The sequence below is a fragment of the Undibacterium sp. Tian12W genome (assembly GCF_049339405.1).
In the GTDB taxonomy this organism is placed as follows: Bacteria; Pseudomonadota; Gammaproteobacteria; order Burkholderiales; family Burkholderiaceae_D; genus Undibacterium.
The window spans coordinates 92828-111887 of the sequence record NZ_JBMPPK010000024.1; the positions used below are offsets into that span (position 1 = coordinate 92828).

The window sequence follows — 19060 nt, forward strand, 5'->3', positions numbered from 1 at the left end:
AATGCTTGAAACAGTTGAAATTCTCAAGGCCAGCATCCTGATCGTCGATGATCAAAAAGCTAATGTGATGTTGTTGGAGCAAATGTTGCGCAACATAGGCTACACCGCGATCACGACCACCATGGATGCACGCACCGTTGGTGCCTTACATATGGAGCATAACTACGACCTGATATTACTGGATTTGCAAATGCCGGGCATGGATGGTTTTGAAGTCATGGAAGAGTTGAAGAACATCGCTGCTGATGCGTATTTGCCAGTACTGGTGATCACCGCTCAGCCGGGGCATAAGATCCGTGCCTTGCAGGCAGGTGCGAAGGATTTTGTCAGTAAACCTTTTGACCTGCAGGAAGTGCAAACGCGCATACATAATATGCTGGAAGTGCGCTTGCTGTACCAGCAACTGGATACTTACAACAGGCACCTGGAGCAAACCGTGCTGGAGCGCACTGCAGAGTTGCGCGTCAGTGAGGCACGCTTTAAAAGTTTTACCCAACTCTCATCTGACTGGTATTGGGAGCAGGATCAGTTCGGCAATTTCACCAGTGTATCCGGGCCTGTATTTGAAATGCTGGGCATACAGGCAGAAGAGATGCTGGGTGATGCACCCAAGGGGGGAATGGAAGGCTGGGATGTCGATGAGCGTGAACAACTCGACGACAATATTGCCAATCGCCGGCCATTTCTGGATTTCATTTACCGGCGCAGCAAGCCGGATGGCACAATACAATATCTGCAAGTTAGTGGTGAACCTTTTTTTGATTCGGCCAGCCGTTTTGCCGGATACCGCGGCGTCGGTATGGATGTCACTCATAGGCGTCCATAAGACCACAAGACCATAAGATCAAAAGCAATCACTCGCATTCAAGAACCACGCCATGAATAAACCGATTTCAGGTTCACCAGCAGACGCCAGGGAACCATCCCTGTTAAAAAAACTGGGACCTGGCCTGATTACGGGAGCCGCTGATGATGACCCCAGTGGCATTGCTACGTATTCACAAGCAGGTGCGCAATTCGGTTTTAATATGCTGTGGACGGTTTTGTTTACCTATCCCTTGATGGTGGGGATACAGGTAGTCAGTGCCCGCATAGGCCGGGTCAGTGGCCATGGTCTTGCCACCAATATACGCCGCCATTATCCTGCCTGGTTATTGTATGCAGTGGTGGGTCTTTTGCTGATCGCCAATACCATCAATATTGCGGCTGATATTTCTGCCATGGGCGAGGCCTTGAAGTTGCTGACCGGTGGCAAGGCGCATTTGTATGCAATTGGTTTCGGTATATTGTCCTTGTTGTTGCAGGTGTTTATTCCTTATCAGCGCTATGTGCGCATTTTAAAATGGCTGACATTGGCCTTGCTGGCGTATGTTGCCACTGTGTTTGTCGTACATACGCCCTGGCTGGAAGTCGCCAGGAGTGCGGTCATGCCACAGCTGTCCTGGAAAAAAGAATACATTACGACGGTAGTGGCATTGTTCGGTACCACCATCAGCCCTTATCTGTTTTTCTGGCAAGCCTCGCAAGAGGTGGAAGATATGCGCGCTGATCATCAGGCACGTCCACTGATTCAGGCGCCTGAACAGGCGCCAGCCAATCTCAAGCGTATCAAGCTTGATACCTACATAGGCATGGCATTTTCCAATCTGGTGGCTTTTTTCATCATATTGACTACCGCTGTTACGCTGAATTTGCATGGGGTGACCGATATCCAGACTTCTGCGCAGGCGGCAATGGCCTTGCGACCCATCGCCGGCGACCTGGCTTTCATGCTGTTCAGTGCGGGTATCATAGGCACGGGTTTGCTGGCGATACCTGTGCTGGCAGGTTCATCTGCCTATGCCATGGCTGGCGCATTCAAATGGAAAAACAGCCTGGAAGATAAGCCCATGCAGGCCAGGCAGTTCTACGCCATCATCGCGCTTTCTACTTTGATAGGCATCGCGCTTGGATTCACTGCGATTGACCCCATCAAGGCCTTGTACTGGAGTGCAGTCATCAATGGCGTGATTTCTGTTCCCATCATGGTGGTCATGATGTTGATGGCGGCAAGGGCCGACATCATGGGTAAATTTGTGATTACCCGCAGGCTGAAGATATTAGGCTGGCTGGCCACTGGCATGATGGCGCTTGCAGTTGTGTCCATGCTGGCGACGTTTTTTTATTGATAGCGGTTCCAGCGCATCAGGCGTTCGTCCGAGGCTTCCTTGATCAGGTGCCTGGCTTTTAACGGGTCTTTTTCGACATGCTTGCTGCCGCTTTCCAGTTCCATGGCCAGGGCCTGGATTGCGACTGGGTATTCAAGCTCTGCAGATTCTTCCAGCCATTTTCTGGCTAATGCCTGATCCTGCTGAACGCCTTCACCGGCTGCATAGGCGTTCGATAGCAAGAACATGGCTTGTGCATTGCCTTGCTCACTCCCTTTTTCCAGCCATTTGACAGATAAGGCAAGATCTTGCGGCACGCCTTGACCATATTTTGCCATGCGTGCCAGCATGAAACTGGCCTTGCCATAAGCATTGTTGGCTGCAAGCTCATACCATTTCCAGGCTTGCGACTCATTTTTTGTCAATCCCAAACGGCCTTTGTAATTGGCTTCTGCCAGTTGGAACTGCGCTTCAGCATCACCATGCTGATTTTTTGCGGCACGCTCCAGCCACAGCAAAGCCTGGGCTTGTTGCTCAGGATGTATTGCATACGCCAGCCCCAGTTCGCGCTGGGCTACTGCATTGCCAGCATTTGCCCATTTTTGCAGAGCAGCGATGGCGGAGGGCAGTTGTGCGTGCAAAGCCTGTATGCCGGCAGATTCTATTTCTGCCGTGGTTGGCACCGGTGCGCAGGCGCAGAGACTGCATATCAATAACAGGCCTGCACTGATTCTTAATTTGTGGAGCATATTGTCATCATGGTAGGCACGCACTTCAGTCTAAAGTGCGTGCTTATTCTTCTTGCTAAACTTTCTTGCTAAATTTCAGCGTATTTACTTGCTTAAATCTATCGCATATTTGGCAAAACCGCTGGCATCCAAAGCGCCCTCAGATTTGACACGGCCCAGGCCCAGGGCTTGTGCAACCGAAATCTTGCCTGGTGCAGAGCGCAAAATCACTGGTCCCTTGGTCGTTACTTTGACAAAACTCCAGCTTTGGCCTGTGCCATTGGCGGCGCTGGTGATCTTGCCTTGTTTTTTGACAAAATTGCTCACCACAGCCTGATTGGCGTCTGGCGATTTGATAATGGTCTTGCTGCCATCAATGCCAGGGAAATTACCACCACCACCTGCGCGATAGTCATTCGTTGCAACGATAAAGTCATCATTGTCGCCTATGGCCTTGCCAGCATACGTCAGGTTGACAATACGCTTGCCTGCTGGCTGGGTAACATCGATCTGGTAGATCAGTGCATTATTGTCTGCATAAAACACATCATAGTTATAGATGGTTGAATAAGACGGTACCAGGTCTTGCTCAGTCGTCACGGTAGGGTCTATCTGGCCGAATTGTTTTGCAGCAGTTTCCAGCCAGTTCTTCAGATCAGAGCCCTTGATTTTAACGGCTTGCAGATTGTTATTGCCATACAGGTAAAGATCACCAGGGTTGCGTACTTGCAAACCAAATGGTGATGCTGGGCTGGCGCCGGGAGCAACGTCAGTAAAGTCTGTTGGTCCATTGCGGCCTGCCTTGAATGGCGCGCTGCATGAAATGACGGGGATGGATTTGTAGCTGACTATCGTCGCATCATTTGAAGTGGCGATGAAGTTTTTTACGTAATCGATTTGAGCTTGATTGACGATTTGTATGGCAGAGACATCGCCGACCAGAGAAAAATAGGCGGACATTTCAAAGTCTGTCGTCGTGCCCAGTGCTTGTGTTGCGTAGTTAATCGTAGCTTTGTGTTCAGTATCAACCAGGGATGCGATGGAAGCATCTGCATCAATGATATTGGTGCCATCTTTATATTTGAAGCCGCGCGCTTCTACATTCGTCAGGTCTTTTTGCACTACCCATTTGCCACTCTGGTATTTGAGTGTCATTTGTATGATGCCCAGACGGCGTCCCCAGCTTTGTGCCATGACGGCTGGCACGCCATTCACCAAACCTTTTTTGGTATCGACAATCGCAGCGGGCAGGGCAGCCAGCGAAGCATCTATCGCTGGTGCGCCAACTTCTTTTGGTGCCGGGAAAATCAAATGGGCGTGACCCAGCATCAGTGCATCGATACCAGTCGTGCTCAGGTGCAGGCTGCCGTTTTCCATTTTTGGGCTATATGGCGATGCATCCAGCCCGCCATGGGACAGTGCAACGACCAGGTCCGCACCTTTTGCACGCAGCTCAGGCACATATTTGTTGGCAGATTCTTGCACGCCATTGACGACAACTTTGCCCGCCAGGGATTTTTGATCCCAATCCATGATTTGTGGTGGCACAAAGCCCATGATGCCAACATTGAGTTTGACATTCATGCTGCTGCCATCTGGCTTGGTAGCAGTGAATTGTTTGTTGATGATGGATGTCGGATTGAAGATAGGTTTTTGGCTGGTGGCACCGACAACGTTGGATAAAACCAGCGGGAAGTTGGGGGCGCCACAAGTGCCGGCTTTGCTGACATCGGGCAAGCCAAAATCGGTATTGGTGATCTGGCTCAAAAAGCCCAGGCCATAATTGAATTCATGATTACCCAAACCTGCACCATCATATTTCAAGGCATTCATGACCTTATAGATGGCCAGTGTGCCGCTGCAGGTGACGGGGGCGGCCAGCGCCTGGTAATCGCCTAGCAAAGTTCCTTGTATGACATCGCCATCGTCGAGCAAAATATTATTGGGATTTTCTGCACGCGCTTCATTGATCAGCGTTGCCGTTCTTTCCAGGCCCAGGCTGGTGTCGGCTTTCAGGCCGTAGTAATCGTAACTGAGTATGTTTTGATGAATATCCGTGGTTTCCAGCAAGGCCAGTTTGACGATGGTTCCCTCGGGGATGCTGTTAGGATCGACAGCAGGTGTCACATTGGTTGTGGTGGCAGGATTGCTGCTGCCGCAGCCTGCCAGAGCAATAGCTACCAGTGCCGCGATTGGGGTGAGTGGCGGTAACCAGGAAATTTTTTTCATAAAATCTTTCAAGTAGCTTCAGACATCAAATGTTTAACGAATGGCGTCTCCGCAAGCTGCGGGACTTTCCGGATAATTGGGTCGGTAATTACGCGACAAGTGCGGGATTATCAATACTAATTATTTCTATGGCATGACATATAGGTATACGAATGGTGTGTATCATGATTTTGTGATATTTGATTTGGCATTGACTTAGCATTGACTTCATCAAATCTATAGTTGTCTATGATGGTTTGCCTGGTTCAGCAGTTTTTTTCAGCATGCCCGGTGCTATGGCTCTTTTAGAAATATAATCACGCACCTGCAAAAATAATCCCGCTCGCCGGAATTTGCACCTTATTTACCGTTGGAACTTAGAAATCACATGTCGCGTATATTTTCCCGTCCATCAGCTTTGGCTGCTGGTAAAAACTCTGTTCTTGTTCGCCTCGCCTTGCCAGTCATGCTGGCATTTGGCTTGTCTGCCTGCAATACCTCACCCCAACAGGCGACACCTGCCGTGACGCCCGTCATACCTGTGGCCAAGACACTCAAGCCCATACGCATAGGCCTGGCGCTTGGCGGTGGTGCTGCACGTGGGTTTGCCCATATAGGCGTCATCAAGGCGCTGGAGTCGCAAGGCATTAATCCTGATCTTGTGGTTGGTACCAGTGCGGGCAGTGTGGTTGGGGCCATGTATGCGGCTGGGAACAATGGTTTTGCCCTGCAAAAAATGGCCCTGGACATGGATGAAGTGACGATCTCTGACTGGTCACTGCCTTTATTTTCCAAGTCCAGTGGTGTATTGAAGGGGGATGCCCTGCAAGCCTATGTAAACCGTCTGGTGGTGCAAGCACCGATAGAAAAACTGCGTAAGCCATTTGGTGCTGTGGCGACCGACCTGGCAACTGGCCATGCGGTGCTTTTCCAGCGCGGTAATACTGGTGCGGCAGTACGTGCTTCATCCGCTGTGCCTGGTGTATTTCAACCGGTGAAAATCAATGATCGCCTGTATGTCGATGGTGGTCTGGTATCGCCGGTGCCGGTGCGTTTTGCCCGCGAAATGGGGGCTGACCTGGTCATTGCCGTGAATATTTCTTCCCCGCCTGAGCCGCTGGTTTCCAATGCGACCCTCGATGTGTTACTGCAAACCGTAGCCATCATGGGGCAGAGCATCAATCAGTTTGAATTGAAGCAGGCCGAGATAGTCATACGCCCGGAATTGCCGGGTATGAAGGGTAACGATTTTAATGGACGCAACCTGGCTATCCTGGCGGGTGAAAAAGCGACAATGGCGATGATGCCAGAGATTAAGCAAAAAATTAAAGCGATGCAGGAGCGCTGATCTTACTGATGGGTAGTAATCTGAGGCAGGGCATTATTGCTCTGCCTTTGTTTTTTGAGGATGGGGAAGCGTGCAGTAAGTGCGGGTTTAAGTTGGCTTTGAGCTAAATAATTTATTTATAACTTATTTATAACTTATTTGGCGTCATCATCATTGATGCGGCGGGCACCATTGAAGCGTTTTTTCCAGTAAGCGATGTCCATGCTTTCTACTCTAACCTGGCCGCCTGCTGAAGGGGAATGGATGAATTTGTTGTCACCCAGATAAATACCTACATGAGAAAAACCGCGTTTGAGCGTGTTATAAAAAACCAGATCACCCGGCTGTAAATCTTTTTGCTCTACGTGTTCGCCTACTTTACTGATTTCTGCTGAGGTGCGCGGCAAATTGGCGGCGACCACATCCTTGAATACATACCTGACAAAACCGCTGCAATCGAGACCATTTTCCGGGGAGTTGCCACCGCGCTTGTAACGTATGCCCATCAAATCCATGGCTTTGACTGTCAGGTCAGATGCGCGTTGCTTGATTTCCTGTAGTTTAGTGTAGGCGGTCGATGATTCGGGGAAGGGATTGTCTGCGCTCCAGGCTGGGTTGGCCGCTGCGGCAAGCAGCATAGTCAAGATAAGCACTAACTTGGCTTTCCTTGAAAGTCTGGAAACGGTTATTAGCATCTTTGCACCTGGTTGGAAAAACCGCTCAACTGTAAGCGAACTCTGAAAAAATGTAAACTATTTGGGATACCTTTCTGCGTAACAATAAGTTTCAGCCATTCAATTGAAATAAAGACAATTCTGATGAATGTAGGCAGGGGTTTTGTATAAATTTTAATTTTTGGGTATGGTTAAGCGGGCTGAATGAGTGAACCAAATGAGCGGGTCGAATGAGCTGCCTGATCAAACTCAATAGTCGAACTCGTTCAAACTTGTTCGAACTTGTTAATCGCGAGTCCGCTAAATTGGTAAAAACTGTTTGTATACCTAAGCGCAATTGCTTGGCGTACAATCCGCTGACTTTAATGGAGAGGTATTTATGCAAACAAAACCTGTGATGACATTGGATGATGTCAAAAAAATTGCTGCCGCCGCCGAGGCAGAAGCCAAAGCCAATAACTGGCCTGTCGTGATCGCTATTGTGGATGATGGTGGCCATTTGATGTGGTTGCAGCGTCTGGATGGTGTTGCCCCAATTTCTGCGCAAATCGCCCCTGCAAAAGCGACTACTGCGGCGCTGGGCAAACGTGAATCAAAAATCTATGAAGATATTATCAATAATGGCCGTTTCTCTTTCCTGAGCGCACCTCTGGAAGGCATGCTTGAGGGCGGCGTGCCTATTATTGTTGATGGTCAATGCGTCGGTGCAGTTGGTGTTTCTGGTGTCAAGTCGGCAGAAGACGCGCAAATTGCCAAAGCGGGCATTGCTGCGCTGGGCGTTTAGTTTAAATGCGATTCAAATACGATTCAACTGTGATTCAAAATATTCAAATTGAATAACACATTCTTTTTTACGGGATTGCGCGCAAGATAATTTCCAGAAATTCATTGCTGAATAATTAGCGAACGCTCGTACAATATTGAGTTTGCAAGCAATTTCACGGCCCGTCAGGCATTTCGTATTTGCCTGATGGGCCGTTTCGCGCTATAATTCGAGGGTTTAACTAATCCGAAATCTCGCCGTAGCGCCTACCCAAATTCACATCGCTCCATCATCTTTCCAGACCACGCGGCAATTCTTGCGCGGCCAGGGAAACGACAGCTTGGGGCGTCGCAGCGGCGGTAACAATACAGGAGTTGCCCTTGCTGCCCATTCCGCAGTCCCTTCTTCGTTCCGGCCAGGACATCGCTATACTTGCCCTCGCCGATGGAAGCATTTTCACTGGATATTCGATTGGCGCTGCCGGTCAAACCATAGGTGAAGTTGTCTTCAATACCTCAATGACCGGTTACCAGGAAATTCTGACTGACCCCAGTTATAGTTCCCAAATAGTTACCCTGACGTATCCGCATATTGGTAATACCGGCGTCAATGCCGAAGACGTAGAGTCTGACAAAATCCATGCAGCTGGTTTGATTATTAAAGACCTGCCTTTGCTGGTATCGAATTTCCGCTCTGAACAAACCCTTTCTGATTACCTCAAATCCCAAAACATCGTTGCTATTGCTGGTATTGATACCCGCAAGCTGACACGTATTTTGCGTGAAAAAGGTGCGCAGGGCGGCGCTATCCTGGTAGGTGCTGATGCTGAAAAAGCCATCGCACTGGCCAAGTCTTTCCCTGGCCTGTCTGGCATGGATTTGGCCAAGGTTGTGTCTGTGAAACAGGCTTATGACTGGACAGAAGCTGAGTGGGTGCTGGGCCAGGGTTATGGTCAGTTGCAAAATCCAAAATTCCATGTTGTTGCTTTCGACTTTGGCGTCAAGCGCAATATTCTGCGCATGCTGGCAGAGCGCGGCTGCAAGGTGACGGTATTGCCTGCGCAATCCAGCGCTGCTGATGTGCTGGCGCTGAACCCGGATGGCGTGTTTTTGTCGAATGGTCCTGGTGACCCTGAGCCTTGCGATTACGCGATTGCTGCTGCTAAAGAGTTGATAGAGAAGGGCGTTCCTACCTTTGGTATCTGCCTTGGACATCAAATCATGGCGCTGGCATCCGGTGCAAAAACATTGAAGATGAAATTTGGTCACCACGGTGCCAATCATCCAGTGCAAGATCTGGATACCAAGCAGGTATTGATCACATCCCAAAACCACGGTTTCGCAGTGGATGCGGCAACTTTGCCCGCCAACTGCCGTGTCACCCACGTGTCTTTGTTTGATGGCTCGCTGCAAGGCTTTGCCCGTACTGATAAACCAGCTTTCTGCTTCCAGGGTCACCCTGAAGCCTCACCAGGTCCGCATGATATTGCCTACCTGTTTGATCGCTTCACCGCGATGATGGCCAAGGCAAAGACAGGAGAATAAGAGAATGCCAAAACGTAACGACATAAAAAGTATTTTAATTATCGGCGCTGGCCCCATCATCATCGGCCAGGCTTGCGAATTCGATTATTCCGGCGCACAGGCTTGCAAGGCTTTGCGTGAAGAAGGTTACCGCGTGATTCTGGTCAACAGCAATCCGGCAACCATCATGACTGATCCGGAAATGGCCGATGTAACTTACATCGAGCCTATCACTTGGCAAGTTGTTGAACGCATCATCGATAAAGAAAAACCGGATGCGATTTTGCCGACCATGGGTGGCCAGACTGCGCTGAATTGCGCACTTGACCTGCATCGCCATGGCGTATTGACCAAATACAATTGCGAACTGATCGGAGCTTCACCAGAAGCCATCGATAAGGCTGAAGACCGCCTGAAATTCAAGAACGCCATGACCAAGATCGGTCTGGGTTCTGCACGTTCCGGCGTTGCCCATAATATGGATGAAGCATGGGTCGTGCAAAAGGATGTCGGCTTCCCGGTCATCATCCGTCCGTCATTTACCATGGGTGGTACTGGCGGTGGTATTGCCTACAACCCGGAAGAATTCGAAACGATTTGCAAACGCGGTCTGGAGGCATCGCCTACCAATGAATTATTGATCGAAGAATCGCTGATAGGCTGGAAAGAATATGAGATGGAAGTCGTGCGCGATAAGGCCGACAACTGCATCATCGTCTGCTCCATCGAAAACCTGGACCCTATGGGCGTGCATACCGGTGACTCCATCACGGTTGCACCAGCACAGACACTGACTGACAAAGAATACCAGATCATGCGTAATGCCTCTTTGGCAGTGTTGCGTGAAATTGGTGTGGATACCGGTGGTTCCAACGTACAGTTTTCCATCAACCCTGCTGACGGCCGCATGATCGTCATTGAGATGAATCCGCGTGTATCGCGTTCATCTGCGCTGGCATCCAAGGCAACAGGTTTCCCTATCGCGAAAATCGCTGCCAAGTTGGCAGTTGGTTTCACGCTTGATGAATTGCGTAATGAAATTACCGGTGGTGCTACGCCTGCTTCTTTCGAGCCTTCGATTGATTACGTCGTTACCAAGATCCCGCGTTTCGCATTTGAAAAATTCCCGCAGGCAGATAACCGCCTGACGACGCAGATGAAATCTGTTGGTGAAGTGATGGCGATAGGCCGCACCTTCCAGGAGTCTTTCCAAAAAGCCCTGCGTGGCCTCGAAGTTGGTGTCGATGGCATGAATGAAAAAACCCAGGACCGCGAGACTCTGGAAAAAGAACTTGGTGAGCCTGGCCCTGACCGTATCTGGTATGTCGGCGATGCTTTCGCTCAAGGCTTTACGCTGGAAGAAGTCCATCAACTGACGCATATCGACCCATGGTTCCTGGTGCAGATCAAGGACATCGTCGATATCGAATTGTGGCTCGATGAACAGTCACTCGACAGTGTTGATAAAGCCCTCATGCTGCAACTGAAGCAAAAAGGTTTCTCTGATCGCCGCCTGGCAAAATTGTTGAAAACCACTGATACAGCGATCCGTGAAAAGCGTAAGGCTTTGAACGTGCGCCCAGTCTACAAACGCGTGGATACTTGTGCTGGCGAATTCGCGACGAATACAGCTTACATGTATTCGACATACGAAGAAGAATGCGAATCGAATCCGACCGACAAGAAAAAAATCATGGTATTGGGCGGTGGCCCTAACCGTATCGGCCAGGGTATTGAATTTGATTATTGCTGCGTACATGCGGCATTTGCGATGCGCGAAGATGGCTATGAAACCATCATGGTCAACTGCAATCCTGAAACCGTTTCTACCGACTACGATACATCCGACCGTCTGTACTTTGAACCGCTGACGCTGGAAGACGTACTGGAAATCGTTGATAAAGAAAAACCAGTTGGCGTGATCGTGCAATACGGTGGTCAGACACCTTTGAAACTGGCACTGGATCTGGAAGCCAATGGCGTGCCTATCGTTGGTACTTCACCAGACATGATTGATGCTGCTGAAGATCGCGAACGCTTCCAGAAAATGCTGCAAGACCTGGGCTTGCGTCAGCCGCCTAACCGCACTGCGCGTACTGAAACTGATGCGCTGGCACTGGCGCAAGAGATTGGTTATCCGCTGGTGGTGCGTCCATCCTATGTACTCGGTGGCCGTGCGATGGAAATCGTGCATGAGCAGCGTGATCTTGAGCGTTACATGCGTGAAGCCGTCAAGGTGTCGCATGACTCTCCAGTCTTGCTCGATCGCTTCCTGAATGATGCGATTGAAGTCGATGTTGATTGCCTGTCTGATGGCGAGCGCACCTTCATCGGTGGCGTCATGGAGCATATCGAGCAGGCTGGCGTACACTCTGGTGACTCTGCATGTTCCTTGCCGCCATATTCCCTGTCGCAAGAAACCATTGCTGAACTCAAGCGCCAGACTGCGCTGATGGCAAAAGGTTTGAATGTTGTTGGCCTGATGAACGTACAGTTTGCGATTCAGCAGCAAGATGGCAAGGACGTAGTATTCGTACTGGAAGTGAACCCACGTGCATCGCGTACCGTCCCTTATGTATCCAAGGCCACTGGCTTGCAATTGGCGAAGATTGCTGCCCGTTGCATGGTTGGTCAGTCTCTTGATTCACAGGGTATAGGCGCGGAGGTTGTGCCGCCTTACTTCAGCGTCAAGGAAGCGGTATTCCCGTTTGTGAAGTTCCCTGGTGTCGATACCATCCTCGGCCCTGAGATGAAATCGACTGGTGAAGTCATGGGTGTGGGGAAAACCTTTGGTGAAGCTTTCGTGAAGTCGCAACTGGGTGCTGGCGTGAAATTGCCAACGTCTGGCAAGGTATTCCTGAGTATCAAGAACAGCGATAAACCACGTGGCGTCAAAGTGGCACGTGATCTGGTGGAGATGGGCTTCTCCATCGTTGCTACACGTGGTACGGCAACGGCGATTGCGGCTGAAGGCATACCGGTTTCTATCGTGAACAAGGTTGTCGAAGGCAGGCCACACGTTGTTGATATGATCAAGAACAATGATATTGCCATGGTCATCAATACAGTAGAAGAAAAGCGTAACGCCATTACTGATTCACGCGCTATCCGTACCTCTGCATTGATTGCCCGCGCAACAACGTTCACTACCATCGCCGGTGCTGAGGCTGCGGTAGAAGGCATGCGTCATCTCAATGAATTGCACGTTTATGATTTACAAGGTCTGCATAAAACCTTAAACTGATAGAAATAACAGTGTCCCTGAGTACTGATTGCAAGCCCAGGGAAGCTTGAACTTCGATACAGAGGTCACAAAAGGCATCGGTAATGCTGGTGTCTGACGTGGCCTCTGTATTTTTACTTTTATGAGTGTGAATGATATGAGTACAGTACCTGTCACTAAGTTCGGCGCAGAATTGCTTAAAAAAGAATTGCATCTTTTGAAGACCAAAGAACGCCCGGATGTTATCAATGCGATTGCAGAAGCACGCGCACAAGGCGATTTGTCTGAAAATGCCGAGTACGATGCCGCCAAAGAACGCCAGGCATTTATCGAAGGCCGTATTGCTGAGCTGGAAGGCAAGCTGGGTTCTGCACAAATCATCGACCCAACTACACTGGATGCAGAAGGCCGTGTCGTATTTGGCTCTACCGTACATCTGGAAGACCTGGAAACTTCACAAAAAGTCAGCTACCAGATCGTTGGCGAAGACGAGGCAGACTTGAAATTGAGCAAAGTCTCCATCACTTCTCCTATCGCACGTGCCTTGATTGGCAAGTATGCTGGTGACGTGGTTGGTGTGCAGGCACCCGCAGGCGTGCGTGAATATGAAGTGCTGGATGTACTGTACGTCTGATATGACGTTTTAAATTCATATTCAGTCAATGAATATGAATAGCTGTAAAGTGAAGTAGAAAGCGATGTAGAGTGACTAGAAGGATGTATTTTCTGGCAAAAATATTACCCGGCCTGGTTTGGCCGGGTTGAGTACTGATCAGATATCAGAAGTATTCAGGCTTAGCTGTTGGCCAGAGATGATTTTTTTGCACTGCTTTGACGTGGTTTGGCGCGTTTGATGTTGCCACCTTGGGTAACGCGTTCATTGCCTTTAACCATGACTTTGGATACAGTCGGTTTTTTGGTGCCACTTGGGCTAGGTTTGACGATAGTGACTTCGCGCATGCCTTTGCCTTTTTTAACCAGTTTGGTTTCTTTCGTGCCTTCCAGTTTTGGACGGTAAACTACCAAAAGTTTTCCAATATGTTGTACTGGAGCTGCATTCAGCTCGGCGCAGATGGTATCGTACATACCGATACGTGCTTCTCTATCATCGCCAAATACGCGTACCTTGATCAGGCCATGGGCATTCAGGCCAGCATCAATTTCTTTGATCACAGCAGGAGTCAATCCAGCTTCGCCGATTAATACGATAGGTTTCAGTGCATGTGCTTCGGAGCGGAGTTCGCTTCTTTCAGCGGGCGTAAGTTTTAACATAGTAATTCCTTTAAAAGCAGTATTTTACGCGAATGGCAAAGAATAAATTCAATCAAAATTGGGTTCACGACCATATTAATGATCCTTATGTGAAACTTGCACAAAAGGAAGGCTATCGTGCGCGCGCCGTTTACAAGCTAAAAGAAATAGATGAATCAGAAAAACTGATACGACCAGGACAGATTATTGTTGATTTGGGTGCAACACCTGGTAGCTGGTCTCAGTATGTAAGGAATAAACTCGCAGGTAAAGAGGGTGGCGGTATCACGGGCGAAATATTTGCCTTGGACCTTTTACCCATGGACCCTATCGCTGACGTGCAATTCATACAAGGCGATTTTCGCGAGGATGAAGTGCTTGATCAATTGGAATCTAAATTGTTAGGGCGCAAAGTTGACTTGGTTTTATCGGATATGGCCCCAAATCTTTCTGGTAACTCAACCGTTGACTCTGCCCGTGTCGAATATATTATCGAATTGGCAGTTACTTTTTCTAAGGCACATCTGAAACCAGGCGGTGCTTTATTGGTGAAATGCTTCCACGGGCCTAGTTATAACAATATTTTCACACTATTTAAAGATGAATTCAAAACAGTGATCAACAAGAAGCCAAAAGCCAGCAAAGACAAGTCTTCCGAGATATTTTTGCTTGGAAAAGGCTTGAAAAACCCCGAATAATTGAATTTACCTCTTGATAATCATCAATATTGCCAACATATGCTGGCTAGCAAGCTCTACCCAATGGGGGTAGAATGAACGTTTACAGTATCAAATGGCGCATCCTGCCTCCAAGGAGTTCTCGTGAATAATATGTTTTCAAAAGCTGCCGTCTGGGTAGTTGTTGCCCTGGTGCTCTTTATGCTGTTTAAAGAGTTTGGCACGAAAGGTGTCGGCGCCAGTGCTGCACCAATTCCGTATTCTGAATTCCTCGATGAGGTCAGGTCCAAGCACATCAAGGAAGCGACCATTGATGAAGCCAACCGTACCATTGTGGCGACCAATTCTGAAGGTAAAAAAGTCAAGTCCCAGATCACTGTGCTGGACAAGGGCCTGATACGCGATCTGGTCGATAGTGGCGTAAAGTTTGATGTCAAACAGCCTGAAGAGCAGTCTTTCTTGTCGCAAGTCTTCATTTCCTGGTTCCCGATGCTGTTGCTGATCGGCGTCTGGGTATTCTTCATGCGCCAGATGCAGGGCGGTGGCAAGGGTGGGGCATTCTCTTTTGGCAAGTCCAAGGCCAGAATGCTGGACGACACCAACAATAATGTGACCTTTGCTGACGTCGCCGGTTGCGATGAAGCCAAAGAAGAAGTCAGCGAAATCGTTGATTTTCTGCGTGATCCTACCAAGTTCCAGAAACTTGGTGGCCGTATCCCGCGCGGCGTGTTGATGGTTGGCCCTCCAGGTACTGGTAAAACTTTGCTGGCACGCGCTATTGCAGGTGAGGCAAAGGTACCTTTCTTCACGATTTCCGGTTCTGATTTCGTTGAAATGTTCGTTGGTGTGGGTGCTTCCCGTGTCCGCGACATGTTTGAGAATGCTAAAAAACATTCACCTTGTATCATCTTTATCGATGAGATTGATGCTGTTGGCCGCCATCGCGGTGCTGGTATGGGCGGTGGTAATGATGAGCGTGAGCAGACCCTGAACCAGATGCTGGTGGAGATGGATGGTTTTGAAGCGAACTCAGGTGTTATTGTGATTGCTGCAACTAACCGTGCTGACGTACTGGATAAAGCTTTGCTGCGCCCAGGTCGTTTTGACCGCCAGGTTTCCGTTAGTTTGCCGGATGTACGTGGTCGTGAGCAAATCCTTAACGTCCATATGCGCAAGGTACCTATTTCTGCTGACGTAAAAGCTGACATCCTGGCACGTGGTACACCTGGTTTTTCTGGTGCTGACCTGGCTAATCTGGTTAATGAATCAGCTTTGTTTGCTGCAAGACGCAATAAACGTTTGGTCGAAATGATCGATTTTGAAGATGCCAAAGACAAAATCTACATGGGTCCTGAGCGCCGCTCCATGGTCATGCGTGAGGAAGAGCGCAAAGCTACGGCTTATCATGAGTCTGGTCATGCTGTAGTGGCAAAATTGCTGCCTACGTCTGATCCTGTTCATAAAGTGACGATCATGCCACGCGGCTCTGCTTTGGGTGTGACTCTGTCTTTGCCTGAACATGATGCTGTGAGCTTGTACAAAGATAAAATGCTCGACAAAATTTCAATGTTGTTTGGTGGCCGTATCGCTGAAGAAATTTTCGTTGGTCAAATGTCATCCGGTGCGGAAAGTGACTTTTCTCATGCGACCAAACTCGCCAGGGCGATGGTTACACGTTGGGGTATGTCTGACAGCATGGGCGTGATGGTGTATGAAGACAATCAGAATGATGGCTATTTTGGTGGTTCATCCAAAACGATTTCCGAAGTGACGCAGCAGAAAGTGGATGCTGAGATCCGTAATATCCTGGATGCGCAATATGCTTTGGCACGCAGACTTTTGGAAGAGAATCGTGACAAAGTTGAAATCATGACCAAGGCCTTGCTGGATTGGGAAACCATCGATGCAGATCAGGTCAGTGACATCATGAATGGTGTTGACCCACGTCCGCCAAAACAAAGTCAGGCGATTAACCGCTCTCCATCCGACAAGTCTTCTGGTGGCGTATCTCCTAGTGCGACAGCGCCAGCCTGAGCTGACGTACAAAAAACACACAATTAATTTTTGAATTTCTTGTACAAGGGTGGGGGTTATTCCTCACCCTTAGTCTTTTTAAAAAATGAAATATTTCCAATGTGGCCGTTTCCGCTATCCCTTAAGTGGAGCCCAGTCCAGAACCCTGGTCATGGGTGTGCTCAACATCACGCCTGACTCTTTTTCTGATGGTGGTAAATACCTGAACCTGGAAAGCGCCATTGCCCATGCTGAACAGATGATAGAAGACGGTGTTGATATCATCGATATCGGCGGTGAATCAAGCCGCCCTGGCTCTGCTCCTTTACCGCTGGATGAAGAGTTGAGCCGCGTTATGCCTGTCATCTATGCCTTGCGTGACTGCGGCAAGCCCTTGTCCATAGACACTTACAAGCCTCAGGTCATGCGCGAAGCGCTGATTGCGGGCGTCGATATGATCAATGATATCCAGGGCTTCCGTTCGCCTGAGTCTATCGCCGCCGTACAAAATGCAGAAGCTGCCTTATGCGTCATGCATATGCAGAACACGCCAGAAGACATGCAAGTCAGTCCCGAATATATAGACGTCAATCAGGACGTGAAGACATTTTTGCGCGATAGACTGACAGCATTGACAGATGCTGGCATAGAAGCCAATCGTATTTGTCTTGATCCTGGTTTTGGCTTTGGCAAAACTCTGGAACATAATACAGCCATGTTCAAGCACTTGCCGCAATTCCAGCAAGAGCTGGGCTTGCCTGTGTTGGTCGGGGTATCCCGCAAATCCATGATCGGTGGCTTGACTGGCAGAGCAGCACCTGAACGCATGGCAGGCAGTATCGCAGCAGCCCTGCTCGCAAAGCAGATGGGCGCAAACATTATCCGTGTGCATGACGTTGCAGAAACTGTCGATGCATACAAAATCTGGGATGCATTATCCCCTTGATGAGCAGGAAGAATATGAGCAGAAAATATTTTGGTACAGATGGCATACGTGGCAAAGTGGGTGTCGCACCGATCACGCCTGATTTCGTCATGCGCCTGGGCTATGCGGCAGGTAAAGTGCTGGCGCAAGCCAATGTCACTGGCGATGCTCGCCCCACAGTCCTGATCGGCAAAGACACCCGTATCTCAGGTTATTTGCTGGAAGCGTCGCTGGAGGCCGGCTTTGCCGCCGCAGGTGTCGATGTCATGCTGTCTGGCCCGGCACCAACACCCGCAGTAGCTTACCTGACGCGGGCATTGCGTTTGTCGGCAGGTGTCGTTATCTCGGCTTCGCATAATCCGTTTGATGACAATGGCATCAAATTTTTCTCGGCCAACGGCAACAAGCTGGCTGATGAAGTTGAACTGGCTATCGAAGCTGAGCTCGAACGCCCCATGCAATGCGTGAGCTCTGAGAAACTTGGTAAAGCCCGTCGTCTGAGTGATGCGAATGGTCGCTATATAGAATTCTGTAAAAGCACCTTCCCGGCAGAGCTGGATTTACGTGGCCTGAAGATCGTTATCGATTGCGCTCATGGTGCAGCTTATGACATCGCCCCGCATGTTTTCCATGAACTGGGTGCAGACGTTATCGCCATAGGTAATCAACCGAATGGCTTGAATATCAATGACAAGGTTGGCGCTACTTCACCAGATGCCTTGTCACTGGCAGTGCGCGCCAATCATGCTGATCTGGGTATCGCCCTAGATGGCGATGCTGACCGCCTCCTGATGGTAGATAAACACGGCAAGATTTATAACGGTGACCAGCTCTTGTACCTGATGGTGCTGGACCGCATGGCGATAGGCAAGATTGAGGGCGTGGTCGGCACCTTGATGACGAACATGGCAGTTGAAGTTGCGTTTAAAAAACTCGGTGTGGGTTTCGCCCGTGCCAAAGTCGGCGACCGTTACGTGTTGGAGCAAATGCAGGAACGTGGCTGGTTGCTAGGCGGTGAAGGTTCTGGTCATCTCCTGTGCCTGGATAAACATACTACCGGCGACGGCATCGTCTCGGCACTGCAGGTATTGTCGGCTTTGAGGCGCAACGGCAAGAGCCTTGATGCCTGCTTCGATGATCTGCAACTGTTCCCGCAAACCTTATTGAACATCAAAGTGCCAGCCGGTTTCGACTGGCAAAAAAATGAAAAGCTGGTTGCAGAAAAGCAAAAGGTCGAGGCTGAACTCGGAGACCGGGGCAGGGTATTGATACGAGCATCCGGCACCGAGCCTTTGGTACGTGTGATGGTAGAAGCAGAAGACGCCGAACTCGCTTCTACCAGCGCCCGCCGCCTGGCAGATTGCATTCCACCTGCAATCTAAGAGGCTGTTGCGAAATTAAAACGACTGAAAAAAAGTGCTGTTAACTTTTCATGAGTAGTGTTAACTTTCTATCTTGTTTTGTCAGGGTGGAAAGCGATGCCAAAAGAACTGATAGATGACCAACTGTGGAGCAGAATCGAGCCTTTGTTACCGAAGAGAGCGTCTCGCCATAGACAATATGCAGGACGCAAGCCGACGGATGACCGTGCCGTATTGACG

General features: G+C 49.4%; 15 protein-coding genes and 1 pseudogene. 12 read left to right on the top strand and 4 right to left on the bottom strand.

What is annotated here, in order from left to right; genetic code table 11:
- Window position 1 precedes the first annotated feature (1 nt).
- Both ACO0LI_RS25715 and ACO0LI_RS25720 read left to right on the top strand, forming a co-directional pair.
- Window positions 2-826 (top strand): response regulator, encoded by an 825-nt coding sequence (locus ACO0LI_RS25715; RefSeq protein ID WP_422950948.1) that lies wholly within the window; start codon window positions 2-4, stop codon window positions 824-826.
- Window positions 827-878: 52 nt separating this feature from the next.
- Window positions 879-2168: an NRAMP family divalent metal transporter gene (locus tag ACO0LI_RS25720; RefSeq protein WP_422950949.1), complete on the top strand. Its 1290-nt coding sequence runs from the start codon at window positions 879-881 to the stop codon at window positions 2166-2168.
- Here ACO0LI_RS25720 and ACO0LI_RS25725 read toward each other — a convergent pair.
- Window positions 2162-2896 carry a tetratricopeptide repeat protein gene (locus ACO0LI_RS25725; protein ID WP_423036222.1) on the bottom strand — a complete coding sequence of 245 codons (735 nt, stop codon included), beginning with the start codon at window positions 2894-2896 and terminating at the stop codon, window positions 2162-2164. The genes ACO0LI_RS25720 and ACO0LI_RS25725 overlap by 7 nt on opposite strands.
- An 84-nt stretch (window positions 2897-2980) precedes the next feature.
- Window positions 2981-5104 (bottom strand): bifunctional 2',3'-cyclic-nucleotide 2'-phosphodiesterase/3'-nucleotidase, encoded by a 2124-nt coding sequence (locus ACO0LI_RS25730; protein WP_423036224.1) that lies wholly within the window; start codon window positions 5102-5104, stop codon window positions 2981-2983.
- A 445-nt stretch (window positions 5105-5549) separates the two neighbouring features.
- Between ACO0LI_RS25730 and ACO0LI_RS25735 the strand changes: the two genes are divergently transcribed.
- Entirely contained in the window at window positions 5550-6431 is an 882-nt protein-coding gene (locus ACO0LI_RS25735; RefSeq protein WP_423036232.1) for a patatin-like phospholipase family protein, read from the top strand.
- Window positions 6432-6565: 134 nt separating this feature from the next.
- On the opposite strand, the gene ACO0LI_RS25740 is transcribed toward ACO0LI_RS25735, so the two are convergent.
- Window positions 6566-7063 (bottom strand): C40 family peptidase, encoded by a 498-nt coding sequence (locus tag ACO0LI_RS25740; RefSeq protein ID WP_423036226.1) that lies wholly within the window; start codon window positions 7061-7063, stop codon window positions 6566-6568.
- 400 nt (window positions 7064-7463) lie between these two features.
- On the opposite strand from ACO0LI_RS25740, the gene ACO0LI_RS25745 reads away from it, so the two are divergent.
- The 4 genes from ACO0LI_RS25745 (at window position 7464) to greA (ending at window position 13227) form a co-directional block, all read left to right on the top strand.
- On the top strand, window positions 7464-7868 hold the full coding sequence (locus ACO0LI_RS25745) for a GlcG/HbpS family heme-binding protein (protein WP_423036228.1): 405 nt from the start codon (window positions 7464-7466) through the stop codon (window positions 7866-7868).
- A gap of 368 nt (window positions 7869-8236) precedes the next feature.
- On the top strand, window positions 8237-9391 hold the full coding sequence (carA, locus tag ACO0LI_RS25750; protein ID WP_423036234.1) for a glutamine-hydrolyzing carbamoyl-phosphate synthase small subunit: 1155 nt from the start codon (window positions 8237-8239) through the stop codon (window positions 9389-9391).
- A gap of 4 nt (window positions 9392-9395) precedes the next feature.
- Window positions 9396-12614, top strand: coding sequence for a carbamoyl-phosphate synthase large subunit (gene carB / locus ACO0LI_RS25755; RefSeq protein WP_422950954.1), 3219 nt, complete (start codon window positions 9396-9398; stop codon window positions 12612-12614).
- A 136-nt stretch (window positions 12615-12750) separates the two neighbouring features.
- The gene (greA, locus tag ACO0LI_RS25760) at window positions 12751-13227 is read left to right on the top strand and encodes a transcription elongation factor GreA (RefSeq protein ID WP_110254249.1); all 477 of its coding nucleotides are present in this window, start codon (window positions 12751-12753) and stop codon (window positions 13225-13227) included.
- Window positions 13228-13388: 161 nt separating this feature from the next.
- On the opposite strand, the gene ACO0LI_RS25765 is transcribed toward greA, so the two are convergent.
- Complete coding sequence (locus tag ACO0LI_RS25765; protein WP_110253841.1) at window positions 13389-13865, bottom strand: YhbY family RNA-binding protein; 477 nt, start codon at window positions 13863-13865, stop codon at window positions 13389-13391.
- Between the two features lie 32 nt (window positions 13866-13897).
- Here ACO0LI_RS25765 and ACO0LI_RS25770 point away from each other — a divergent pair, with 32 nt between their 5' ends.
- The 5 genes and pseudogenes from ACO0LI_RS25770 to ACO0LI_RS25790 form a co-directional block, all read left to right on the top strand.
- Window positions 13898-14542 carry an RlmE family RNA methyltransferase gene (locus ACO0LI_RS25770; protein WP_422950955.1) on the top strand — a complete coding sequence of 215 codons (645 nt, stop codon included), beginning with the start codon at window positions 13898-13900 and terminating at the stop codon, window positions 14540-14542.
- 123 nt (window positions 14543-14665) lie between these two features.
- Entirely contained in the window at window positions 14666-16555 is a 1890-nt protein-coding gene (gene ftsH, locus ACO0LI_RS25775) for an ATP-dependent zinc metalloprotease FtsH (RefSeq protein ID WP_422950956.1), read from the top strand.
- An 85-nt stretch (window positions 16556-16640) separates the two neighbouring features.
- The gene (folP, locus tag ACO0LI_RS25780; protein ID WP_422950957.1) at window positions 16641-17480 is read left to right on the top strand and encodes a dihydropteroate synthase; all 840 of its coding nucleotides are present in this window, start codon (window positions 16641-16643) and stop codon (window positions 17478-17480) included.
- Between the two features lie 14 nt (window positions 17481-17494).
- Entirely contained in the window at window positions 17495-18841 is a 1347-nt protein-coding gene (gene glmM / locus ACO0LI_RS25785; RefSeq protein WP_423036230.1) for a phosphoglucosamine mutase, read from the top strand.
- A gap of 96 nt (window positions 18842-18937) precedes the next feature.
- A pseudogene (locus ACO0LI_RS25790) lies at window positions 18938-19060 on the top strand (IS5/IS1182 family transposase); the annotation flags it as partial.